Source organism: Cupriavidus sp. FW216-B1, assembly GCF_058789195.1.
The window spans coordinates 1,548,598-1,571,548 of record NZ_JBYTEL010000001.1; the positions used below are offsets into that span (position 1 = coordinate 1,548,598).

The window sequence follows — 22,951 nt, forward strand, 5'->3', positions numbered from 1 at the left end:
CGTCCCGTCAGTTCATGCCGTCAAATGAATTAATTGGCATCAATCATTGCCTGCATTGCATAATATGGCCATTGCGCCGAGACTCCCCGTGCCGCCATGTCGATGACCTTCCAGCAACTTCACTGCATCCGCCAGATCGTGGCCAACGGCTTCAGCGTTTCACGCACGGCCGAGGCGCTCTTCACCACCCAGCCAGGCGTGAGCAAGATGGTGCGCGCGCTCGAAGACGAACTAGGCATCGTGGTCTTCGCGAGGCGCGGCAATCGGCTGGTGGGGCTGACCGATGCCGGACGCGAGGCCTATTCGCTTGCGGGCCGCATCCTGCAGGACTCGCAGGCATTGCGCGGCCTGCGCGACAACGGGCAAGGCGGGCAGGCGCGCGGCACGATCCGCCTGGGCACCACCCATGTTCATGCGCGCTACCGGCTGCTGCCCGTCACCGGGCGCTTCCTGCGCACCTACCCTCACGTCCAGCTGGAGTACTCGGTCGGCACGCCGCCCGAAATCCACGCCGGCGTGCGCGACGGCAGCATCGACATCGGCCTGAGCACCATGCCGTCGAACGCCGCACCCGATATCCTTTCGCTTCGCGCCTACGAGATGGAGCGCTGCCTCGTCGTGCCGCAGGGGCACCCGCTGCTGGCACTGGGCGAGATCAAGATCAGGGATCTGGCCGACTGGCCGTGGATTGTGCACGACGAGAAATTCACGTCCGGCGCCGTGGTGCAGCGGGCGTTCCAGATGCACGGGCTACAGCCCCGCATCGTGATGCGCGCCATGGACGTGGACGTGATGAAGGCCTACGTGGCGCAGGGCGTCGGCATCGCCGCGCTGAACAAGATGGCGATGGAAGACGACCCGGATCCGAGGCTGCGCTGCATCGAAGCCGGGCATATTTTCCCTGCCTCGACGGCTATGGTCATGGTTCGACGGGATCACTTGCTCAAGCCGTTCGCCTTCGACTTTATCCGGATGCTGCTGCCGCGCGTGCGGCGGACGACGCTGGTCGCGGCACTCGGTATTCCGACGTAGCGCAGACCTCGTTCCCACCATCCGCGTGCCGTGCGCGACCTTCGGCGGGACTTCTCTCGTCCGGCCAGCCCTGAAACGGACCGGACCGCGGCACGCCGGCGTGACGACGCCCGCGGTGGCGACTGCCGCTCGATGACGGTTGCGCGAATCCCTTCGTCGTAGAACAGCCTCGCGGCCGCCTGCCGCCTGCTCCGCCCCACGCGATTTCATGGATGGAACGAACCGAAGCGGCAAACAGTAAACAGCCAATGGCAAACGACAAACGGCAACGCCTACGTCAATCGCAGATCCCACAACACATCGAGTACGTGCTGCGTGGAACGCTCAACGTACCCGGCACGATGCGCGATACCGAGCCGGCGCCACAACGCCGGGCGCAGCGGACGCATGACAATGCGCCCGTCGAGCAATGGCGTGGTGGCCTCATGGGGCAACAGCGCCGCGCCGTAGCCTGCCGCCACCAGGCTCTTGATCGCGTCGTTGTAGTTGAGCTGAATGCGCGGCGCGGGATGCTGCCCTCCGGCCGCGAACCACTCCGCGGTCAGACGCGAGAGGCGCGTGGTCGCGTCATTGAGAATGAGAGGCTGGGCGGCGAGCCATTCCGGCGTGACGCGGGCCGGGCACCGCCAGTGCGCCGGCACAAAGGCCATCACGGGGTCGCGGCGCCAGGGCTTTATCACGAGTCCGGCCACCGGGGGCTGAGGCAGTGCGACCAGCCCGACATCCAGCGTTCCATCCGCCAGTCGGGACAGCGTTTCATGCGAAGTGAGCACCGCAATCTGAATGTCGATGGCGGGATGGTGCTGGCGCAGCGCTTCGAGCGCCTGCGGCAAGAGGTGCGCGATCACGCCGGTCGACGCGCCGAGCCGCACGCGCCCTTCGAGCCCCTGCACCTGGCGTTGAATATCGTCCAACGCCTGCTCCGCATCGGCCAGCAGCCGGCGCGCGCGCTCCACCAGCACCTCGCCAATCGCCGACGGCCTGACATGCCCGCGCTTCCGTGACAGGAGCGGCGCCCCAATGCGATCTTCGAGTTCGGCGATGTGGAGGCTGACCGTGGGCGGCGCCAGGTGCAGTGCACGCGCCGCATCGGCAAATGAGCCACGGTCGGCAATGGCGACCAGCGTGCGCAGACGGTCCAGGCTGATCTCTCGCATGTCGGCATCCAGATTCAGGAAAACTGAATATTAACGTTATCAAATTCAACTTTCTCTATTCTAGCGGTCCGGGGAACATAGGGGCTCGTTCTCCTTGTCACAACCCACAGTCACCGGAGTATTCCCCGTATGCGCTCTCCTGTTGTTTTCATCGACGGCGACCAAGGCACCACCGGGCTGCAAATCCACGAACGGCTGCGCAACCGGACCGACCTCCGGCTGTCCACGCTTGCCGCCGCGGAACGCAAAGATCCGCGGCGCCGCGCGGAAGCCATCAACGCCTGCGACATCGCCATCCTCTGCTTGCCCGATGCCGCCGCGCGCGAGGCGGTGGACGCCATTGTCAATCCCGCCGTCAGAGTCATCGACGCCAGTTCCGCCCACCGCACGCGGCCGGACTGGACATACGGATTTCCGGAAATGGCGCCGGGACAGGCCGAGCGCATTGCGAACGCGCGTCGGGTCACCAATCCCGGTTGCTATCCGACCGGCGCCATCGGCTTGCTGCGCCCCCTGTTGCAGGCCGGGCTCATACCGGGCAACTACCCCGTCAGCATTCATGCGGTGTCCGGCTACTCCGGAGGCGGGCGTGCCGGCGTGGAGGAATATGAGGGACCGGGAGCCGTCAACGCGCCTTCATACCAGGTATATGGCCTGGAACTCGCGCACAAGCACACCCCGGAGATTCAGCAGCACGCCGGGCTCGCGCAGCGTCCCATCTTCGTCCCCGCGATTGGGGCGTTCCGCCAGGGCATCGTGCTGACGGTCCCCCTGGCGCTGCGGCTGCTGGCACCCGACGTGGATGGCGCCGCGTTGCACGCATGCCTCGCACGCCACTATGCCGAGGCGGCCCACGTAAGTGTCACGCCGCTGCACGAATCGCGCGCCCTGAAGCACCTGGATCCGCAGGCGCTGAACGGCACCAACGACATGCGCCTGAGCGTATTTCCCAACATGGAACACGGGCACGTCCTGCTGTCCGCGGTTTTCGACAATCTTGGCAAAGGCGCATCCGGCGCAGCGGTGCAGAACCTGAACCTGATGCTCACGCGGCAATAGCGGCCGATGGCTTCAGCTGACGTTCGGCCGCAACCATATGCCGACGATTGTTGCCGGCCGACGTGAGCCGCCTCGATAACATCGAGGCGCGCACCGCCGGCACCGCCTCACTCGTCGCCCGGCACGCCGTAACTGGGCGCGGCGAGCGGATTGAGCGCCCGCGTCACGTAGTCCTGCATCTGCGGCTGATACCTCCGCCACAGCGCGTCCAGCACGGTGACTGGATCGTCATCGGTCCAGTCCACGCGCAGGTCCACCAGCGCCCAGGTTTGCGTACCGGCGATCTTGAGCGCGGCCGAATGGACCGGTCCGGCTTCGCCGCCGGCCTTTACGGCGGCGTGCATGGCGTGCAGCAGGCGGTCGGCCAAGGCGCCCTCGGATTGCTCAAAGGCCGCCACCATGACGTCGGCCACCCGCCGGTCCGCCAGCATGTTGCCGGCGGCGAGGCATTGCTGGCCGGCAACGGCATGGCTCAGGCCCAGTGCTTCCTTGCCGGTGAAGAATGCCGTCCTTCCCTGCTGGTCGATGACGGCGACCTGGCGGTACTCGCTCCACTCACGGGCGGCCAGCGCCTGGTCCAACGCTTGCGCCGGCGGCAACTTGCCGGTTTCCAGCAGGTCCAGGATCTCCGGGCCCAGCGCGGGCAGCGTGACGTTCTGTGTGGCCACCGCGCCGACGCCCGCGCGTACCCAGGGGCAGCGCGCGCCGACGGAGATGCTCGAGGAGCTGATGGCGATACCGAGTTGCCCGGTCTGCGGGCAGCGGCCGACGATGGAAAATGTCATGTCAGGCTCCTTGCGCCGGCGTCGCCGTCCAGTTCTCGGGAATGACGGCAATCACGTCGATCTCCATCAGCCACTGCGGCTGGCCGAGGGCGCTGATGCACAGGCCCGTCGAGATCGGGAACACGCCCTTGAGCCACTTCCCCACTTCCTGGTAGACCGGCTCGCGGTAGCGCGGGTCGGTGATGTAGGTGGTGGTCTTGACGATGTGGCTCAGGTCGCTGCCGGCTTCCTCGAGCAGCTGCTTCACATTCTTCATGGCCTGCTCGGCCTGCGCGCGCGGATCGCCCAGCCCGACCAGATTGCCGTCGAAATCGGTGCCGATCTGCCCGCGGACATAGACGGTGTTGCCGGCCCGCACCGCCTGGCACAGGTCATTGTCAAGCGCCTGATTGGGATAGGTGTCCTTGGTGTTGAACATGCGTATGCGATGGTGCGTCGGCATCATTTCGCTCCTGCGAAGGTGGTTTGCAATGGCGCCTCTGGGGCGATGGTGGTACTGGCGACCTCGCGTGGGCGCGGCGCCGCCCTGGCGCGCAGGGCGACGTCGTAGGCAAGGTACTTGCGCTGGTTGGCGATGTGATCGCCGACGTGCTTGGCGTCGTGCCACACGCCCCAGATGAAGGATGAGCCGCGCCGGGACAGCCACGGCAGGCCCAGGAAATAGACGCCGGGCTCGCTGGATACGCCGCGCTGGTGTTGCGGCTTGCCTTGCTCGTTGAAGGCATCCACCTTCAGCCAGTCGTAGTCGACCGCATAGCCGGTGGCCCAGATGATGGTCTTCACGCCGGCCTGGGCCAGGTCCAGGCTGGCGATGGGGTTGCGCACGCAATCCGGGTCGGGCGGGATGTAGCGTGCCTGCGGATCCTCCGGCAGGTCCAGGCCGTTGCGCGCCGCATAGGCGTCGGCGGCGTCCAGCATGGCCATCAGGCTCTGGTCGCCACGCGCAAGGTTGGCGGCGAGGTCGCCTTCGAAGCTGGCCACGCCGTTGTCGAAGGCCTTGGTCAGCCCGACCAGTTTCATGCCGCCGTGCGCGAGCCGGCGAAAATCGATGGCCTGGCCGCCATAGGCGCCGCTGACGGCAATGGTCACGTGTTCGCGGCCGGGCACCGCGATTTCCTTGTCCCACTCGCCGAGCACGCCCAGCCACCAGCAAAAGTCGCGGCCGCGATAGGTGCGCGGCGGGCGGTCATGCGCGCCGACCGAGAGATAGACCTCGCGTCCCGAACGATGCAGTTCGTCGGCGATCTGTACCCCCGACGAACCGGCGCCGACCACCAATACCGCACCGGCGGGCAGCTGCGCGGGATTCTTGTAGTACGCCGAATGCAATTGCGTCAGGCCCGCATCCACGGGCGCGATGGCGGGGATCACCGGGCGCTGGAACGCGCCCGTGGCCACCACGACGCGGAGCGCATGAAAACGCCCGGCGCTCGTATCGACCACGAAACCCGGTTGTCCGTCGCGGCGCTCGACGCCCAGGACCTCGACGCCGGTGCGCACGGGCGCGCCGAACTGCCGCGCGTATCGCTCGAAGTAGTCGGCCACCTGTTCCTTGGCGGCAAAGCCGTCCGGATCCACGTTGTCGAACTCGAGGTTGGGGAAGCGGTCGTGCCAGGCCGGGCCATTGGCGACCAGCGAATCCCAGCGCCTGCTGCGCCACCGCTCGGCGATACGATCCCGCTCGAGTATCACGTGCGGGACCTTGAGCCGCGTGAGATGCTCGCTCATGGCGATACCTGCCTGGCCGGCGCCGATGATCAGCGTATCGATTGACTCTGTTTGCGCAGACATCGCTGCCTCCTTTGATAAATGACGCATTTCATGAGCATCAGATGTCCCGGTACGGGACGTGGAACCGCCTGTGCCCCCCGCTCGGGGGCAAATTCGTGGGTAGATCAAAAATCTATGTAATATTCGATCTGAATCCGAAAAAGCTATTCAAGACCGGTCAACCGTCTGTTCCGTTCCAGTTCTCCAACCAGATCCGTCATCGAGATGAATCCACTTCGCTATTCGCTGCGCCAGCTACGCTACTTCGTGGTGGCCGCCGAGGAACTCTCCTTCACGGGCGCGGCCAGGCGCCTGCACATCTCCCAACCCTCCATCTCGACCGCGCTGGCCGAGCTCGAGGCGGCGATCGGCGTCCAGCTCTTCATTCGCCATCACGCCAGCGGCCTGTCGCTGACGCAGTCGGGGCGCGATCTGCTGGGCAACGCGCGCAACCTGCTCAAGAACGCCGAAGAACTGCAACTGGCGGCCGCCGAACTGGACGAAGGCATGACCGGCTCGATCGCGCTGGGCTGCATGGTGTCGCTGGCGCCGCCGCTCATGCCCGGCATCATCAGCCGCTTCGTGGCGGAGAACCCGTCGATCTCCATCCAGACCACCGAGGCCCATCAGGACACGCTGTTGAGCGGCCTTCGCGACGGTTCCATCGACATTGCCCTGACCTACAGCCTCGATATCGACGACGACATCCATTTCACGCCGCTGGTCTCGCTGCCGCCCTATGCCATCCTGCCCAGGACCCATCGCTTCGCCAACGCGCGCAAGGTGTCGCTGGCGTCCTTGCTCGATGAACCCTATGTGATGCTCGACTTGCCGCATAGCCGCGAGTATTTCTCTTCCCTCTTCGACACCCTGGGCCGGCGTCCGGTCACTGCCTTTCGCTCGTCCCAGCCTGAAGTCGTGCGCGGCATGGTGGCCTGCGGACTCGGCTTCAGCATTCTCAACTTCCCGCTCAAGTCGACACGCACCGTGGGCGGTGACGAATTCGTCGTCAAGCGCTTCAAGGAAGAGGTCAAGGCGACCACGCTCGGCATTGCCCAGTCGCAGGCGATGAAGCCGCGCAAGATCGTCACCAGGCTGGCGGCATTCTGCGAAAGCCACATCCGCAAGATGCGCATCGACTGACCGCCGCGCGGGATGGCCGCGGCCGCGTGCGCGCGATCAATATCCCAGCGCATGCTGCACCTGGTGTTGCAAGGGCTGGCCATCGGACAGGCGCCGTACGTTGTCCACTATCTGCGTGGCCACCACGCCGGCATCCGATATCGCGGCGACATGCGGCGTGACGATGATCTTTTCATGCCGCCACAAGCCGTCATCGGCCGGCAACGGCTCGACCGGGAACACATCCAGCAAGGCGCCGCCGAGCCGGCCGGCGTCCACCGCCGCCAGCAGGTCGCCCACATGCAGCTGGTCGCCGCGGCCGACGTGGATCACGTAGGCGTCCTCGGCCAGCCGGGCGAACAGATCGCGCGACAGTATCTGCCGCGTGGCCGGCGTCAGTGGCAGCAGACAGACCAGGATCTGGGTGCCCGCCAGGAATTCGTCAAGCTGCCCCTCCGCGTAGCCTTGCACGCCCGCCATCTCGGTGCCCCGGCGCGACCAGCCGCGCACCGTGAAGCCGAGCTGCAGCAGCAGTGTCGCCACGGTCTTTCCCATCAGGCCCATGCCCATGATCCCCACCACCGTGCCGGGGGCGCTCCGCCCGGGCACGCGCTGCCACTGGATGGCGCGCTGATTGGCGCGGATGCCGTCGAACCCGCGATGGCGGTTCAGCACCCCCCAGACCACGTACTGCGCCATGCTCCGCGCCTGGCTTGCATCGACGATGCGGCAGATCGGGACCTGCAGGTTCGACGCCGACGAGATGATGCGATCGGCGCCGGCACCGATGCTGTGGATCAGTCGCAGGCCCGGCAGCCGCGCATAGCTCTCGGCCGGCGGCGCCCAGCTGATGGCCACTTCCGCGCGTGCCGACGCGGGGTCGTCCAGGGTGCAGATGTCCAGCTCCGGGGCAATCCGGCTGATGGCCGGTGCATAGTGCAGCGCGGCCTTGTCGGTGAAAACGAGTGCGGTCATGCGTTGGTTGCTTGCGGTGGATGGGCAGGATGCATGGCGGTCTCGGGCCGCCGCGCCGGTATGGCCAGTCCTCAGCTCGAGAGCGCGTGATATCGGCGCTGGTAGTACAGCAGGCAGGTCTCGATATCGCGGTCGTCGATGTGCAGCACCTCGCATAGCAGGACATCGTGCGTACCCACGGTGGAGCTGCCGATGATCTTGCAGTGCAGGGACATTGCCGCGCCGTCCAGCGCCGGCGCGTACCCTTCGCAGCGGGTCCAGCTTCCATGCGAGAAGCGCTCCGGCATGGGCGTCTTTCCGGCGAAGGCGGCCGACATCTCCTGCTGGTCGGCGGCCAGGGTATTGATGCAGACGATGCCGTTGCCCACCGTGGTCGCATAGGCCGACGAGCCGCGGTTGAGGCACACCAGCACCGTCGGCGGGGTATCGGTGATGCTGCATACCGCGGAGGCGGAGAAGCCCGCGTAGCCGTGTTCCCCGTCGGTGGTGACGATGTGCACGGTGGCGGCGATCCGCGCCATCGCGTTGCGGAACTCCTGCTGCGTGGCGGCGGCCCTGTGCGCGGGCGCGCGGCTTGTGGTTTCAGTGAGCATAGGATGGGTCCTCGCGATCCAGGATGCGTTTCATCTCTTCGAAGTGGGCCACCGAGAAATCGCGGATGCCCTCCCAGTCTTGCGCGGTCTTCTCAGCCACCTCGTCCGACAGCACCTTCAGGGGCTGGCGGGTGGCGTAGGCGATGGCCAGGATCTGGCAGGCGCGCTCCAGCGTGTACATGTCGTCGAAGGCTTCGCCGATGCTGGCCGCCGTCACCAGCACGCCGTGGTTGCCCATCATCAGGCGCGACTTTCCCTGCAGCTGCGCGATCAGCCGTGCCCCTTCGTCTTCGGTATCGGCCATGCCGCCGAAGTTGCCGTCGACGGCCACCCGGTTGAAGTAGCGCGCCGTGTTCTGCTCGATGGGCTTGATGGCGGGATCTTCCAGGGTCGAGATGGCGGTGGCGTAGACCGGGTGCAGATGCAGGGCCACCCGGATATGCGGGGCGCGGCGGTGCAGCTGGCCGTGGATTGCCCACGCGGTCGGGTCGACGGCGCCGGCAGCCTGCGGCGGGCTGTCGGCATCCAGCAGCAGCAGGTCGCTGGCGCGGATGGTCGAGAAATGCTGCCACTTGCGGTTCATCAGGAAGCGCTTGCCGTCCGGCGAGACGGCCGCGCTGAAATGGTTGGCTACGGCCTCATGCATGCCCAGGCGGGCAAAGAGCCGAAAGCACGCGGCCAGGTCGATGCGGAGTTGATGTTCGTTCATTGTTGTTGCTTGCCGGTTGCAGTGCGTCTCATGTCGGGGGAGCACCAGATCAAGCAGCCCGCGCCCGCGGCCGCACCAGTTGCAGCACCGCGAACAGCATCACGACCACGAACAGCACGATCGACGATGCCGCCGCGAGCGTGGGATTGGCTTGCAGGAGGATGTCGTCCCACAGCTGCTTGGGCAGGGTCGACTTGACGCCGCCGCCCATGAAGAGGGCAATCGTCAGTTCTTCGAAGGAGGTCAGGAAGCCGATCACGAAGGCCGCCGCCAGGCCGTTCTTCACCGAAGGCAGCGTGATGCGCATGAATACCTGGAAGCGGTTGGCGCCCAGCGTGGCCGCCGCCTGATCGATGGACCAGTCGTGCCCCTTGAAGGTCGTCAGCAGGATCACGAACACCATCGGCATGGCGATGACGATATGGCCGATGGCGATGCCGGTATTGGTCGCCACCAGCGAGATCTGGGCGCACAGGTAGAACAGCGCCATCGCGATCACGATCGACGGCACGATCATCGGCAGCAGGAACAGGAAGAAGATGCCGCCGGCCACCCGGCCGCTCGAGCGCGCCATGCCCAGCGCCGCCAGCGAACCCAGAATGCAGGTCGCGATCGCCACCAGGAAGCCGATGCCGAAGGATCGCAGCGTGGCATTGATCCAGAGCGGCGACTCAAGATAGACCTCGTACCACTTCAGGCTCAGGCCCTGCGGCGGGAAAGTCAGGAACTGCCCATCCGTGAACGACATCGGCACGATGGCCAGGATGGGGAGCAGCAGGATGGCAATCACCACGCAGGAAAATACCGGGAGCAGCGGGATCTTGACCATGCGGGCGACGTGGCGGTCGTACGCGGACACGATCCAGCCCGACGCGCGGCCCAGCGCATAGACCAGGCCCAGCCCGAACCTGCGCAGGTGGCGATGCCGCGAGCTGGATTGCTTGCTGTCGCTGCCGGCCAGCGACGACAGGCCGAACACCAGGTCGTAGACCACGCAACTCACCAGCGCGGTGATGACGAGCACCACCGCCAGCGCGCTGCCCATCTGCCAGTTCTGCAGCTCGTTGATCTGCACGATGATCAACTGGCCCAGCATCATTTCCTTGGGGCTGCCCAGGAAGGACGGGGTGACGAAGAAGCCGAGCGCGCTGATGAACACCAGCAGCCCGGCCGCGGCCACGCCGCGGATCGACTGCGTGAAGAAGATGCGCCAGAACACATTGGCGCGATCGGCGCCGAGGGTCGACGCGGCCATGGTCAGGCGGCGGTCGATCTGGTTCATCACCGGCAGCATGGTCACCACGGCCAGCGGCAGCAAGGTGTGCGACATCGCGAACACCACCACGTTGCGGTTGAACAGGAACTGCGACCAGTCCAGGCCCGCGGCCTGCGCCATGCGCTCGACGAAGCCGCCCCGCCCCAGCAGGATCAGCCAGGAAAAGTTCTTCACCAGCGTGCTGCTCCAGAACGACAGCAGCACGAACAGCGACAGGATCTGCTGCGAGCGCCTGGACAGGTTGGACAGCCAGTACGCCACCGGGTAGCCGATCAGCAGGCAGATGGCGGTGGTCTCGACGGCCGTGGCAAAGGTGTTGAGCAAAACCTGCCGGTAGACACTGGGGCCGAAGAAACGGGCAAAGGCGGCAAACGACAGTGCCCCCTGGCTGTCGAACAGGCTCAGCGGAAAGATCCGGAACGACGGCAACAGCAGGAAGATCGCCAGGAACAGGCCGCCCGGCAGGGCCAGCCACAACGGCCCCGGACGCCAGGGTCTGGCGCGGGCGGCAGTGCGGTCGAGGACTACGTCGGTCGGCACTTTCATGCGTTGCCCCGGATGCTCGGCAATGGACAAGGCTGCACCTTATGCGGTAACGGCATCGACATGCCGGTTGACGGGACGCGCCAGCCCCAGGTGCTCGCGCAGCGTGGCGCCGCTGTAGGCCTTGCGATAGACGCCGCGGCGCTGCATCTCGGGCACCACCATGCCCACGAAGTTGTGCAGGTCGTCGGGCAGTACGTGGAAGCTCAGCATGAAGCCGTCCGCCGCCCCGCTTTCCATCCACTCCATCATGTGGTCGGTCACTTGCGCGGCGGTGCCGCACAGAGTCACCTTGCCACGTTCATAGCTGGAGTAGAGCTGGCGCAGCGTCAGCTTTTGCTCGCGGATCATGCCGGCGATCTGATTGAAATAAGCCTGGTGGAAGTTGGACTTCTGCGGAATCATCTCCACCGGCACCGGCTCATCCAGCGGCAGGCTGGTCAGGTCGGCTTCGAGATCCACGCCCAGGCGCATGCGGCCCACGTCCGGATGGATCATGCGCTGCAGTTCCTGGTACTTGTCTTCGGCTTCCGCCTGGCTCTCGCCCACCACCACCGAGAGTCCGGCCAGGATCTTCAGGGAATCGGCGCTGCGCCCGAACTGCGGCAGGCGCCCCTTCAGGTCGGCATAGAATTTCCTGGCCTGGGGCAGGGTCGGGTCCGAGGCGAACACGACTTCGGCGGTCTCGGCGGCGAACTGCTTGCCCACCTCCGACGAACCGGCCTGGATGATCACCGGACGCCCCTGCGGCGTGCGGCGGATGTTGAGGCCGCCGTAGACCTTGAAATATTTCCCGGAATGGTCGGTGATGTGGAACTTGTCGGGATCGAAGTTGATGCATTGTTCCTTGTCCTGGACGAAGGCATCGTCTTCCCAGGTATCCCACAGGCTTTCGACCACCTTGTAGAACTCGCGCGCCCGCACGTAGCGGTCGTCGTGCGGCGGCAGCTTGTCCAGCCCGTAGTTGCGCGCCGCATAGTCGTTGGCCGACGTCACCACGTTCCAGCCCGCGCGGCCGTGCGAGATGTGGTCCAGCGAAGCAAACAGGCGGGCGATGTTGTAGGGCTCGTAGAAGCTGGTCGAGGCGGTGGCGCCCAGGCCGATATGCTGCGTCGAGCCGGCCAGGGCCGACAGCAGCGTGATCGGCTCGAAGCGGTTCATGAACTCCGGGTTGCGGCAATGGATATGCAGCTTCTCGGTGCGGGCAGCGGGCGTGTCCGCGATGAAGAAGAGGTCGAACAGCCCCTGCTCGGCCGTGGCGGCGATCCGCCGGTAGTAATCGATGTCGGTGGCCGCGTCGCGCGGCGCGCTGGATTTGAGCCAGGAGGCCGGATGCGCACCGGTAGGATGCGTCAACAGGCCCAGATGTATTTGTCGATCGTTCACGTTACCACTCCTTCAAATCTGCCTTGCTTGTTCGCCGGACCGCCAGGGTCGGGCCCGGATCAACCCTGGATCAGCCACTCCTGGAACCGCTCGTTGGCGACGTCGTAGTTCTTGCCCCACCAGGCGGTGTCGCGACGGCGCAGTCCCTCGAGGTTCTTGGGATAGGTGGTAAGCAGCTCGGCGCGCTTCTGGTCGATCAGCTTGATCGATTCGGTATTGGTGGGGCCGTTGCCGGACAGGGTGCCGTATTCGGCGAGGCGGTCCGCGCGCATGCAGAAACGCACGAACTGTTGCGCCTGCTTGAGCTTCTTGGTGCCGGCCACGATCGACCAGCCGTCGACGTTGTAGGTGCCCTGCCAGACGATCTTCACCGGGGCGCCCGAGGCGATGGCGGCCAGCGCGCGCGAGTTCCAGGTGTCCGAGAGATCGACCTCGCCACTTTGCAGCAGCTGGGTGTTCTGCGCGCCGTTGGACCACCACACCGAAACCGACTTGCGGATCTTGCTGAGCGACTTCATCGCGCGGTCGATGTCGAGCGGGTAGAGGTCCTGGGGCGCCACGCCATCGGCCAGCAGGGCCAGCTCGAGGGTGCCGCTGGGCGAGCGGAAGAGGCCGCGGCGTCCGGGAAAGTGCGCGGTGTCCCAGAAATCGCGCCAGCTCTGCGGACCGCCCTTGGGGAACCTGTCACTGCGGTAGCCCATGACGACGCCGTAGACCGAGAAGCCGAACCAGTTCGCGGTGAGCATGCCGGGCAGGATGTTCTTGCCGTCGCCGGGCGCGTTGTCGAGCGGCGCAACGTAGTTCTTGGCGCTGGTCAGGCGCAGCACGTTGTCGGGGGTGACCATCGCCACGTCCCAGATGCCGGAGCCGGAGTCGACCACCAGCTTGAACTGCGTCACGGGATCGGATTCGTGGGCGACGTTGATGACACGGATGCCGGTTTCCTTCTCGAACGGGTCGTAGAAGGCCTTGCGCATGGCCGGGCCAAGCGCGCCGCCGTTGTCGGCGACGGTCAGGGCTTCGGCGGCGGAGGCACGCGGCAGCCACAGCATGGGGGCGGCGGCGACGGCGCCCGTGACGGCGGCGGTCTTGATGAATTCGCGGCGACTATTCAATTTCTTGTTCATTTCAGGCCCCAGATAGTTGACGAGCAGGATGGATCAAGGCACTCCCCTTTGAAACGACTTTCATTTTTCGAGCAGGCGCGAATGGCTCTCGCGCCATTGCAGCGAGACGGTCGCGCCGACGTGGCGCGCGCGGCTGCCGGCGGCCTGGCGCACGGTCATCACGGTGCCGCTGCCAAGCTTCACCAGCAGGCGGGTCTCGGAGCCGGCGTAGATCTGCTCGATGACTTCCCCATCGACGTAGCCGCCCTGCTCCACCAGCTCGATGTACTCGGGGCGGATGCTGATGGTCGCCTCGGCCGACAGCGCGCGCGCGCTGTCGGCCGCCGGCACCGGGATCCTGCCGTCGACGCTCGAGAGCCAGCCGTCGCCGGCGACGCGGCCCCTGATCTTGTTGGAGATGCCGATGAAGTCGGCGGCGAAGGTGCTTTGCGGCTGCTCGTAGATTTCGGCGGGCGTGCCGATCTGCTCGATTCGCCCGGCATTCATCAGGCAGACCCGGTCCGACAGCGCCAGCGCCTCTTCCTGGTCGTGCGTCACGAAAATGATGGTGGTGCCGGTCTCGCGGTGGATGCGCTTGATCTCCACCTGCATGCTTTCACGCAGCTTGCGGTCCAGCGCCGACAGCGATTCGTCCATCAGCACCAGCGACGGCTGGTACACCAGACAGCGTGCCAGCGCCACGCGCTGCTGCTGGCCGCCGGAGAGTTCGCGCGGGAAACGCGCCGAGAAACTGCCCAGCCCCACCATCTCGAGCACGCGCATCACCTTGGCACGGATGGCGTCGCGGTCCACCCGGCGCATTTGCAGCGGGAAGGCAATGTTCTCGTACACGGAGAGATGCGGGAACAAGGCATAGTTCTGGAACACCACGCCCACATCGCGCTGGTGCGAAGGCGCATGGGTGCGGTCGACGCCATCGATGAACAGCTCGCCCGAGCTGGGTTCGACCAGCCCGCAGATGATCTGCAGCAAGGTGGTCTTCCCCGACCCGGAGGGGCCCAGCAGCGTCAGCAGCTCGCCGGTACGCACATCGAGATCGACGGGGTGCAGGGCCGTGGTGCCGCCGTAACGCTTCGACAGCCGGAGCGCGCGCATCTTGATGTCGCGCGGCATGGCAGAAGTCCTTGCGACGTCATTGATCTTGGTGGCGGTATCTGCCATGAAAAACACTCCTTGAATCGACGGGTGTCCGGATGCGAATTCGGTGATGGACTCGCCTCGGCTTGCAGGCGCCGGTGAAATCTAACACCGCCCAATTAAAGGAAAATAAATATTTTCGAATGCACTGCATAGCAAACTCCTATGCATACCGACAGGCGTGTTTCCGCGTCTCCCCGGCATGGAGAAATAAGCGCAAAGAAGGGGCACGGGGCCGCGCCACAGCCGGGAAAAGCGATCGTTTTGGGTGCGCGGGGCGGTACCGTGCACGCATGCCGGGCGCGCCGGCACTGCAGCGGTGCTACAGGAATCGCGTCAACTTTTCCCGATCTTTTTGGCCTGTCCGCCACAGAAGCGCAGCCGGCGCCCGGGAAGACCACGGGCCGCCGTCGATGTGAGGGCCATTGCGCGCCCGGGCGCCCGCGGTCCGCATCCACCGCGATCCCGGTATTCCGGCCGCCTTTCACCTGCCCGGGGGTCGTCGATGCATGACCTGCGCGGCCTCGCGCCGGGCGTGCTCCGGCCATTTCCGGCATTTCCGGCATTTCCGGCCCCGCGTCCGGCATACCCCTTTAGAGGGGACCACCGGGGAGAAACCCGGAAGCGGGAGGTCCGCGCTTGCCCAACCCCAGTACAATGCCCCCGGCCCGAACCGGGCCCAGAGCCAGAAAAACAAAAGCATCGAGGGGAATCACAAAATGGCAGTCGCGCTGACCAAGAAGCTGTTACTTACCCTGGCACTTGCCGCCGCCGCGCAGGCGGCGCTGGCCGCCAACTGCGCGCCGGATTTCCGGGGCGCGGTCAATTGCCCCGGCAACAGCGCCTGCATGATGACGCGCTCGGGCGAGGTCCGCTGCGCCAGGGATGGCGGCGGAATCGCGCTGGACCGGGAAGGTGACGCGCGCTGCGGCGTGGGCCGCTGCGCGGTGGACATGAAGGGGAACGTGATGTGTTCCAGCACGGCGGGCGGCGGCGCGAGCCTGGACAGTTCGGGCGCGGTGGTGTGCGATGCCGGCTGCCGCCCGGGGTCCGGGACGGCCTGTTCGGCGCCGCGCTAAGGCAGCGCCTTCCGGCGCCGTTGGCGCGGACAAGCCCGTCATCGACAGCGCGCCGCGCCGGCCGCTGGCTCGTGCCGCAGCGCGTCTATGGGGATTGATGCGTCGGGAACGAAGCGCGCCCTGGCACGCAATCAGCCGTCCACCTGCTCTCTTGCGGGCGCCGCCGCCTGGCGGTGCCGCTGGCTGAAGCGGCGCACGAACGCTTCGAAACCTTCCACCTGCACGGGGTGGCAGAAGAAGTAGCCCTGGTAGGCGTGGCATCCGGCGTCGGCGAGGAAATCGCGCTGGGCGGCGGTCTCGACGCCTTCGGCGATCACCTCCAGGGCCAGGCTCTTGCCGAGCGCGACGATGGTCTTGGCGATGGCGGCATCGTTGGGGTCGACGAGGATGTCGCGCACGAAGGAGCGATCGATCTTGAGCTGGTCGAGCGGCAGGCGCTTGAGGTAGGAGAGCGAGGAGTAGCCGATGCCGAAATCGTCGAGCGAGAACACCACGCCGGAGTCCTTGAGCGCGTGCATTTTCTCGGCGATGTCTTCCACGTTGTCCACCAGCACGCTTTCGGTGAGTTCGAGCTTGAGCCGGCGCGGGTCGGCGCCGGTCTCGCCGATCACGGCCAGCACGCGCGCGACGAAGTCGGGCTCGCGGAACTGGTGGACGCTGACGTTGACGGCGATGGTGAGATGAGCGAGGTCGGGCTGGACCGACCAGCGCGCCAGCTGCAGGCAGGCGGCGCGCAGCACGCGGTCCCCGAGCGCGTGGATCAGCCCGGCCTCCTCGGCCAGCGGAACGAATTCGGCGGGGAAGATGATGCCGCGCTCGGGATGCTGCCAGCGCACCAGCGCTTCCGCGCCGGTGATGCGGTTGTCGACCGTGACCTGCGCCTGGTAGTGCAGCAGCAGCAGGTCTTCGTCGACGGCCTTGCGCAGGCCGGCTTCGAGCGCGGCGCGCGCCACCACCACGGTCTGCATGGCCGGATCGAAGAAGCGCATGGCGTTGCGCCCGCGCTCCTTCGACTTGTACATGGCGAGGTCGGCCTGCTTGAGCAGCTCGTCGATGGAGGCATGGTGGCCGTTGAACACCGTCACGCCGATGCTGGCGGTGCTGCGGTATTCCACGCCGTCGAGATGGTAGATCTTGCCGAGGATGGTGCGTATCTTCTCGCCGACGGCCTCGGTCTCGCTGGCCGCGAGTTGCCGGTTGCCGCTGAGGTTGCCGAGCACCACGACGAATTCGTCGCCGCCCACGCGCGCCACCGTGTCGCCTTCGCGCACGCTGGCGGACAGGCGCTGCGCGACCTGCTGCAGCAGCAGGTCGCCCTTGTCGTGGCCGAGCGTGTCGTTGAGGGTCTTGAAGTTGTCGACGTCGATGAACAGCAGCGCGCCGGAGGCGCCGCTCTGCGCGCTGACCGCGATGGCCTGCTTGAGGCGGTCGGCCAGCAGGGTGCGGTTGGGCAGGCGCGTGAGCGCGTCGAAGAAGGCCAGCTCGCGGATCTTGTCCTCGGCGATCTTGCGCTCGGCGTCGAGCAGCTTGCGCTCGGTGATGTCGCGCCCGCTGATGCGAAAGCCGGTGAACACGCCGCGCGCGTCGTGGATCGGGCCCCAGGAGACGGACAGCCACAGCACCGAGCCGTCCTTGCGCAGGCAGCGGAATTCCAGGTTGTTGCCGCGCAGGCCGTGCTGGCCCTTGAGCAGCTCGGGCGCCACGCGCGGCATGTCCTCGGGGTGGATCAGCGTGCCGGCGAGGTCGCGCATCGCCATGCATTCTTCCACGGTGTAGCCGGTGTATTCCTTGACGGAGGGATTGATCCAGCGCGGCCGGCCGCCCAGCCCCCACCAGACTTCCAGGTTGACGGTGCAGTCGGCCAGCGCGCGGAACTTCTCTTCGCTTTCGCGCAGTTCGCGGGTCATCAGCGAAGCCAGCCGCATGGCGCGGCTGCGGCCGCTGGCCATTGCCCAGGCCAGCAGCGCGAGCAGCAGGCTCAGGCCCGTGCCGGTCCAGGCGATCACCGCCTGCGAGTTGCGCCCGAAGCGCTCTTCGAAGGCCTTGTGGGCGGTCATGGAGAGCATCCAGTCGTGCCCGCCCACCACCAGGTATTCGTTGGCGGAGAGCACGGCGTCCGTGCTGCTGCCGCCGGCCTCGGGCGAGCGGTAGAGCAGCGCCGTCGCCGACGGCTCCACGCCGTCGTAGAGCGCCAGCGAGATCCCGGGCGGCTGCTCGCCGTAGAGGCTGGCGATGACCTCGCGCATGCGGAACGAGGCGTAGACCCAGCCGACCAGGCTGTCGCGCCGCTGCGCCGCGGTTTCCTGCGGCAGGCCGCGGCGGTACACCGGCAGGTACATGACGAAGCCGGGTTCCTCGTCGCCGCGGGTGTCCACGGCCAGCTGGACCTTGCCGGAGACGATCGCCGAGCCCGAGTCGCGCGAGCGCTGCAGGGCGAGCCGGCGCTCCGGGTTGAACCACGTGTCGAAGCCGAGCACGGGGGGATCGCCGTCGGCGGGCGGCTCGCGCTGGACGATGGGGGCGTAGGCTTCGCGCCGGCCGCCGGGATGGATGCTGTAGCCGGCCACGCCGGTGCCGCCGAGCGCGGCGACGTGGGCGTCCCTGTCGGCGGCCGGCACCCACTTGACCACGCCGACCGCCTGCACGCCGGACAGGTTGGCGTCGAGGTTGATGGCCTTGAGGTAGTCGTGGAACTGGTCGCGGTCCAGCGTGCCGCTCACGGCGAACATGCCGTGCACGCCGCGCAGCATCTGCTCGTAGGTGGCCATGCGCTGCTCGATGCGGCCGACGGCGTCGCCCAGCGCGAAGTTGAACTGGCTGCGCACTTCATGGCGGGAGGCCTGCTGGTCGTGGTCCCACACCGCCCACGTCACGCCGAGCCCGGCGGCCAGGATCAGCAAGGGCAGCAGGATAAGGCGGACTGCGCTCACAGCGGCGACTTGAATTCGGTCATGGCGTCGACCATGTCGGATTTGAAATACTTGGCGAAGATCCGGCGCACGGTGCCGTCGGCGCGCATGTCGTCGACCAGCGCGCGCCATTTCTCCTGCTCGGCCGGCGGCAGCGCCTTCTTCGACATGATCAGGCCGTGCAGCACGGGCGGGTCGTTGAACTCGACCACCGAGGTGACGTCGCGGATGTGCTTGGCGTCGAGCGCCGGATAGTCGAACGGTTCGATGATCATGCCCTGGATGCGCCGGCGCGCCAGCGCCTCGTAGAGCGGCTCGAGGCCGCCGGCCTGGCTGACGCGGTTGGCGGCGGCGAGCCGGTCCACCAGCTGGTTGGCGGACCTGCTGTAGCGGAAGCTGCGGATGACGCCGAGCTGGAAGCGGTCGTTGTAGGCAAAGTCGGACAGCTTCTGGATGCCGGCGTCCTTGCGCACCAGCAGATAGTATTTGTTGCTGAAGTACCAGGCGAAGGCGGCGTACTGGTTGCGCTCGGCATTGGCGATGCCGGACAGGCTGAAATCGAGCGCGCCGGACTCGATCAGTTTCCAGATGCGCGCGCGCGACATCAGGCTGACCCGGATCTGGCATCCGCTGCGCCGGATCATCTCGTCGGCGAAGTCCTTGTCGATGCCGGTATCGGTGTCGAGCGAATAGAGCAGGCCATGATCGTGCAGCGCGAGCGTAAACGGCCGCGCGCAGTCCGGACCGCTTGCCTGGGCATTGCCCAGGCAGCACAGCGCAAGAAGTAGCCCGCCTAGTCCGTGTCTTGTCACTGTCTGACCCCGCAAAAAAAATCTGGCACCGATCGTTCTTTCTTATGACCGCGGCGGAACCCGGGCGAATCCCCCGGCCCTGCGAACCTCGGTGGTCCTTCAAATGTGCTTCCCGGCATGGCGCCGGGCCGGCCCCGGCGAAACCCCGCCGGGGCCGCATGGACAGCAAAGCCTGCATGCTCTCATGCAGGTGTCCGCGTGGGAAGGGCCGGGCGCGTTCCGGCGCCGCTCTTTGTTGCTGGCTTTCACATGCCGCGCCACTGGATATGCATACAGCACCGCCGCCGCGGGCCGCGCGGGCGCGATGGCGGCGGCGGGCCGCCGCAGCCGCGCCTAGGGCTGGCCCAGGGTGCCGCCGGCGCGCCGCAGCGCCGCCCCGACCTCGCCGTAGAACTCCCGCAGCGCCGCCGCGTCCAGGTCCGGCGGCAGCAGCGCCGGCCACAGCAGCGCGACGAGGTCGCGCGCGGTGCGCTCGATGTCCACTTCCCGCTGGCGGGCGATGGCGTCCCACAGGATATGCTCCATCGGCCCGAGGATGGCCGAGCGCAGCAGGCTCAGGGGCAGGTCGGCGCGGATCTCGCCGCTCTCGCGGGCGCGGGCCAGCAGGTCCATCAGCGGCGCGGTGTAGCGGCGCTGCAGCGGCACGAACACCTCGCCCAGCCCCGGCCCCTTGGCGCGGCCTTCGGAGAGCACCAGCGCGCACAGGCCGGTGCCCTGGATCAGGAACAGCCGCAGATGGGTGCGCACGTAGAACTCGAGCTGGGCCTTGGTGCTCTGGCCGCGCGGCAGGCCCGCCTCCACCACGCCGATGATTTCGTCGTACCAGTCTTCGATCACGCGCGCGCAGAGCTCGCGCTTGCCGTGGAAATAGGTGAAGACGGTGGCTTCGGAGATGCCCAGGCGCTGGGCGATCTCGGTGGTGGTGGCGCGCTCGTAGCCGAGCTCGGCGAAGACTTCGCGGCTCACGCGCAGGATGTCGCGGATGCGCTGTTCCGCCTTGGCGCCCGCGGGAAGGCGGCGCCGCACCGTGATGTCGTCCATCGACCTGTTACCTCGCATGCCGGAAGGCGCTGATTATAGTGCGGCGCGCATGTTGCGACGCAACAAGAAACGGCGCCGCCGGGCCGCCCGCGCGGGCCTTGGCGCGTGTCACGGCATTGTAATTGATCTTTACTCAACTCAAGGTTGCATTTTTTGGGCGCAGCGTGTACTTTTCCTGTCAGCGCGGTCGGCCCAACATGAAAAAAACCGGCTTGGCAGCCCAAAAATATGCGCAGCCCGGAACTTGAGCCGCACTCAACTAAATTGAGCCCGACTCAGGAAACCGGGATCCGGACAAGATAGCGACAGCGCTTTGGAGACGAGTATGACCATGCAGGGTGCGGCTGGCCCATCGACATTGCCCGTGGCGGGCCTGTCCCACGTACGGGGCGAGACCGACACGCCCTTGTCCGAGCTGACGGTGCCGGCGCTGCTGGCCGGGACGGTGGCGCGCTTCCCCGACCGCGAAGCGGTGGTGTTCCGCGAGCAGGGGGTGCGCTGGACCTGGCTGGAGTTCTCGCAGGTGGTCGACGCGATGGCCGGCGGCCTGCGCCTGCTGGGACTGGTGCGCGGCGACCGCATCGGCATCTGGGCGCCGAACCGGGTGGAGTGGCTGGTGACGCAGTTCGCCACCGCGCGCCTGGGGCTGGTGCTGGTCAACATCAACCCGGCGTACCGGCTGTCGGAGCTGGAATACGCGCTCAACAAGGTCGGCTGCAAGGCCATCGTCGCGGCGGAGTCGTTCAAGACCTCGCGCTACCTGGAGATGCTGCAGACGCTGGCGCCGGAGCTGGCCACGAGCGAGCCCGGCCACCTGCAGGCCGCGCGCCTGCCGGCGCTGCGCTGGGTGATCCGCATGGGCGCGGAGCGCACGCCGGGCATGCTCAACTACGATGCGCTGCTCGCGCATGGCACGCATGCCATCAAGGGCGAGCTGGACGCCATCAGCGCCTCGCTGGGCCGCTACGACCCCATCAACATCCAGTTCACCAGCGGCACCACCGGCGCGCCCAAGGGCGCCACGCTGACGCACCGGAACATCGTCAACAACGCGCGCTTCATCGCGATGGCGATGCGCTTCTCCGAGCAGGACAAGCTGTGCATCCCGGTGCCGTTCTATCACTGCTTCGGCATGGTGCTGGCGGTGCTGGCCTGCGTCTCCACGGGCGCCTGCATGGTGTTCCCGGGCGAGGCGTTCGACCCGGCGGCGACGATGGCCGCGGTGAGCGAGGAACGCTGCACCGCGCTGCACGGCGTGCCGACCATGTTCATCGCGCAGCTCGACCACCCCGACTTTGCCAGGTACGATTTCTCCACGCTGCGCACTGGCATCATGGCGGGCTCGCCCTGCCCCATCGAGACCATGAAGCGCGTGATCGCGCAGATGCACATGGCGGAGGTGACGATCGCCTACGGCATGACGGAGACCAGCCCGGTGTCGTTCCAGAGCGCCACCACGGACCCGCTGGAAAAGCGCGTGACCACGGTGGGCCGCGTGCAGCCGCACCTCGAAGTGAAGATCGTGGACGGCGCCGGCGGCATCGTGCCGGTGGGCGAGACGGGCGAGCTGTGCACGCGCGGCTATTCCGTGATGCAGGGCTACTGGGACGACGAACCGCGCACGCGCGAGGCGATCCGCGACGGCTGGATGCATACCGGCGACCTCGCCACCATCGACGAGGAAGGCTACTGCAACATCGTCGGCCGCGTGAAGGACATGCTGATCCGCGGCGGCGAGAACATCTACCCGCGCGAGATCGAGGAATTCCTGTTCCGCCACCCCAAGGTGCAGGCCGTGCAGGTGTTCGGTGTGCCGGACCCGAAGTACGGCGAGGAAGTGTGCGCGTGGATCGTGCTCAAGCCGGGCGAGAGCGCCACGGAAGACGACATCCGCGCGTTCTGCCGCGACCAGATCGCGCACTACAAGATCCCGCGCTATATCCGCTTCGTCGCCGAGATGCCGATGACGATCACCGGCAAGGTGCAGAAGTTCGTGATGCGCGAGCGCATGACGCAGGAACTCGGGCTGGCCGTGGTCAGGACCGCCTGATTCCTCCGCCTGATTCCCGGCCCGCATTGCCGCTTTCCCCCATTTCCATTCGACGCAAGGCCGCCCGCTGCCGGCGGCCCCTTCCCACAAGACGACGAGCACCGACATGACAGAACTCCCCGGCCTGAACTTCCACCTCGGCGAAGACATCGACATGCTGCGCGCGAGCGTGCGCGACTGGGCGCAGGCCGAGCTGGCCCCGCGCGCCGCCGAGATCGACCGCACCGACCAGTTCCCGATGGACGCCTGGAAAAAGATGGGCGACCTCGGCGTGCTCGGCATCACCGTGGCCGAGGAATACGGCGGCGCCAACATGGGCTACCTCGCCCACATGGTGGCGATGGAGGAAATCAGCCGCGCCTCGGCCTCGGTCGGCCTGTCCTACGGCG

20 protein-coding genes are annotated in these 22,951 nt (G+C 66.7%); 6 read left to right on the forward strand and 14 right to left on the reverse strand.

Going from position 1 to position 22,951, the window contains the following annotated elements:
- Window positions 1-96: 96 nt before the first annotated feature.
- On the forward strand, window positions 97-1,032 hold the full coding sequence (locus tag AC3WXD_RS06760; RefSeq protein WP_020205207.1) for a LysR substrate-binding domain-containing protein: 936 nt from the start codon (window positions 97-99) through the stop codon (window positions 1,030-1,032).
- A gap of 272 nt (window positions 1,033-1,304) precedes the next feature.
- Here the strand turns inward: AC3WXD_RS06760 and AC3WXD_RS06765 are convergent, their stop codons facing one another.
- Entirely contained in the window at window positions 1,305-2,189 is an 885-nt protein-coding gene (locus AC3WXD_RS06765) for a LysR family transcriptional regulator (RefSeq protein ID WP_020205208.1), read from the reverse strand.
- 129 nt (window positions 2,190-2,318) lie between these two features.
- Between AC3WXD_RS06765 and argC the strand changes: the two genes are divergently transcribed.
- Entirely contained in the window at window positions 2,319-3,248 is a 930-nt protein-coding gene (gene argC, locus AC3WXD_RS06770) for an N-acetyl-gamma-glutamyl-phosphate reductase (protein WP_020205209.1), read from the forward strand.
- Window positions 3,249-3,355: 107 nt separating this feature from the next.
- Here the strand turns inward: argC and AC3WXD_RS06775 are convergent, their stop codons facing one another.
- The 3 genes from AC3WXD_RS06775 to AC3WXD_RS06785 are packed head-to-tail and all read right to left on the reverse strand — an operon-like array spanning window position 3,356 to window position 5,824.
- Window positions 3,356-4,033 (reverse strand): DUF1028 domain-containing protein, encoded by a 678-nt coding sequence (locus AC3WXD_RS06775; RefSeq protein WP_492323335.1) that lies wholly within the window; start codon window positions 4,031-4,033, stop codon window positions 3,356-3,358.
- A gap of 1 nt (window position 4,034) precedes the next feature.
- A complete protein-coding gene (locus AC3WXD_RS06780) occupies window positions 4,035-4,475 on the reverse strand; it encodes a RidA family protein (protein ID WP_029044077.1) in 441 nt (146 codons plus the stop codon).
- Window positions 4,475-5,824, reverse strand: coding sequence for a flavin-containing monooxygenase (locus AC3WXD_RS06785; RefSeq protein WP_020205214.1), 1,350 nt, complete (start codon window positions 5,822-5,824; stop codon window positions 4,475-4,477). The genes AC3WXD_RS06780 and AC3WXD_RS06785 overlap by 1 nt, the downstream gene beginning before the upstream one ends.
- A 204-nt stretch (window positions 5,825-6,028) precedes the next feature.
- Here AC3WXD_RS06785 and AC3WXD_RS06790 point away from each other — a divergent pair, with 204 nt between their 5' ends.
- A complete protein-coding gene (locus AC3WXD_RS06790) occupies window positions 6,029-6,946 on the forward strand; it encodes a LysR family transcriptional regulator (protein ID WP_020205215.1) in 918 nt (305 codons plus the stop codon).
- A 36-nt stretch (window positions 6,947-6,982) separates the two neighbouring features.
- On the opposite strand, the gene AC3WXD_RS06795 is transcribed toward AC3WXD_RS06790, so the two are convergent.
- The 7 genes from AC3WXD_RS06795 to AC3WXD_RS06825 form a co-directional block, all read right to left on the reverse strand.
- Window positions 6,983-7,900: a 2-hydroxyacid dehydrogenase gene (locus tag AC3WXD_RS06795; RefSeq protein ID WP_492323336.1), complete on the reverse strand. Its 918-nt coding sequence runs from the start codon at window positions 7,898-7,900 to the stop codon at window positions 6,983-6,985.
- A gap of 71 nt (window positions 7,901-7,971) precedes the next feature.
- The gene (locus AC3WXD_RS06800; RefSeq protein ID WP_059412496.1) at window positions 7,972-8,493 is read right to left on the reverse strand and encodes a flavin reductase; all 522 of its coding nucleotides are present in this window, start codon (window positions 8,491-8,493) and stop codon (window positions 7,972-7,974) included.
- Complete coding sequence (locus AC3WXD_RS06805; RefSeq protein WP_492323337.1) at window positions 8,483-9,202, reverse strand: class II aldolase and adducin N-terminal domain-containing protein; 720 nt, start codon at window positions 9,200-9,202, stop codon at window positions 8,483-8,485. The genes AC3WXD_RS06800 and AC3WXD_RS06805 overlap by 11 nt, the downstream gene beginning before the upstream one ends.
- Before the next feature lie 49 nt (window positions 9,203-9,251).
- Window positions 9,252-11,024, reverse strand: a complete 1,773-nt coding sequence (locus AC3WXD_RS06810) for an ABC transporter permease subunit (protein ID WP_043367086.1) — start codon at window positions 11,022-11,024, stop codon at window positions 9,252-9,254.
- A gap of 39 nt (window positions 11,025-11,063) precedes the next feature.
- Window positions 11,064-12,407 carry an LLM class flavin-dependent oxidoreductase gene (locus tag AC3WXD_RS06815; protein WP_492323338.1) on the reverse strand — a complete coding sequence of 448 codons (1,344 nt, stop codon included), beginning with the start codon at window positions 12,405-12,407 and terminating at the stop codon, window positions 11,064-11,066.
- A gap of 59 nt (window positions 12,408-12,466) precedes the next feature.
- Window positions 12,467-13,534 (reverse strand): ABC transporter substrate-binding protein, encoded by a 1,068-nt coding sequence (locus AC3WXD_RS06820; RefSeq protein WP_059412494.1) that lies wholly within the window; start codon window positions 13,532-13,534, stop codon window positions 12,467-12,469.
- Between the two features lie 60 nt (window positions 13,535-13,594).
- The gene (locus AC3WXD_RS06825) at window positions 13,595-14,695 is read right to left on the reverse strand and encodes an ABC transporter ATP-binding protein (RefSeq protein WP_059412493.1); all 1,101 of its coding nucleotides are present in this window, start codon (window positions 14,693-14,695) and stop codon (window positions 13,595-13,597) included.
- A 695-nt stretch (window positions 14,696-15,390) separates the two neighbouring features.
- Here AC3WXD_RS06825 and AC3WXD_RS06830 point away from each other — a divergent pair.
- On the forward strand, window positions 15,391-15,750 hold the full coding sequence (locus tag AC3WXD_RS06830; protein ID WP_020205223.1) for a hypothetical protein: 360 nt from the start codon (window positions 15,391-15,393) through the stop codon (window positions 15,748-15,750).
- Window positions 15,751-15,881: 131 nt separating this feature from the next.
- Here AC3WXD_RS06830 and AC3WXD_RS06835 read toward each other — a convergent pair whose 3' ends face one another.
- From AC3WXD_RS06835 to AC3WXD_RS06845, 3 genes are all read right to left on the reverse strand, one after another.
- On the reverse strand, window positions 15,882-18,680 hold the full coding sequence (locus AC3WXD_RS06835) for a bifunctional diguanylate cyclase/phosphodiesterase (protein ID WP_492323339.1): 2,799 nt from the start codon (window positions 18,678-18,680) through the stop codon (window positions 15,882-15,884).
- Window positions 18,677-19,471 (reverse strand): substrate-binding periplasmic protein, encoded by a 795-nt coding sequence (locus AC3WXD_RS06840; protein WP_020205225.1) that lies wholly within the window; start codon window positions 19,469-19,471, stop codon window positions 18,677-18,679. The genes AC3WXD_RS06835 and AC3WXD_RS06840 overlap by 4 nt, the downstream gene beginning before the upstream one ends.
- Window positions 19,472-19,804: 333 nt before the next feature.
- Window positions 19,805-20,512, reverse strand: a complete 708-nt coding sequence (locus AC3WXD_RS06845) for a TetR/AcrR family transcriptional regulator (RefSeq protein WP_454733639.1) — start codon at window positions 20,510-20,512, stop codon at window positions 19,805-19,807.
- Between the two features lie 325 nt (window positions 20,513-20,837).
- On the opposite strand from AC3WXD_RS06845, the gene AC3WXD_RS06850 reads away from it, so the two are divergent.
- Both AC3WXD_RS06850 and AC3WXD_RS06855 read left to right on the forward strand, forming a co-directional pair.
- Window positions 20,838-22,562 carry an AMP-binding protein gene (locus AC3WXD_RS06850; protein WP_492323340.1) on the forward strand — a complete coding sequence of 575 codons (1,725 nt, stop codon included), beginning with the start codon at window positions 20,838-20,840 and terminating at the stop codon, window positions 22,560-22,562.
- A 106-nt stretch (window positions 22,563-22,668) separates the two neighbouring features.
- Window positions 22,669-22,951 (forward strand): acyl-CoA dehydrogenase family protein (locus AC3WXD_RS06855; RefSeq protein WP_492323341.1); only part of this gene is annotated, 283 nt, incomplete at its 3' end.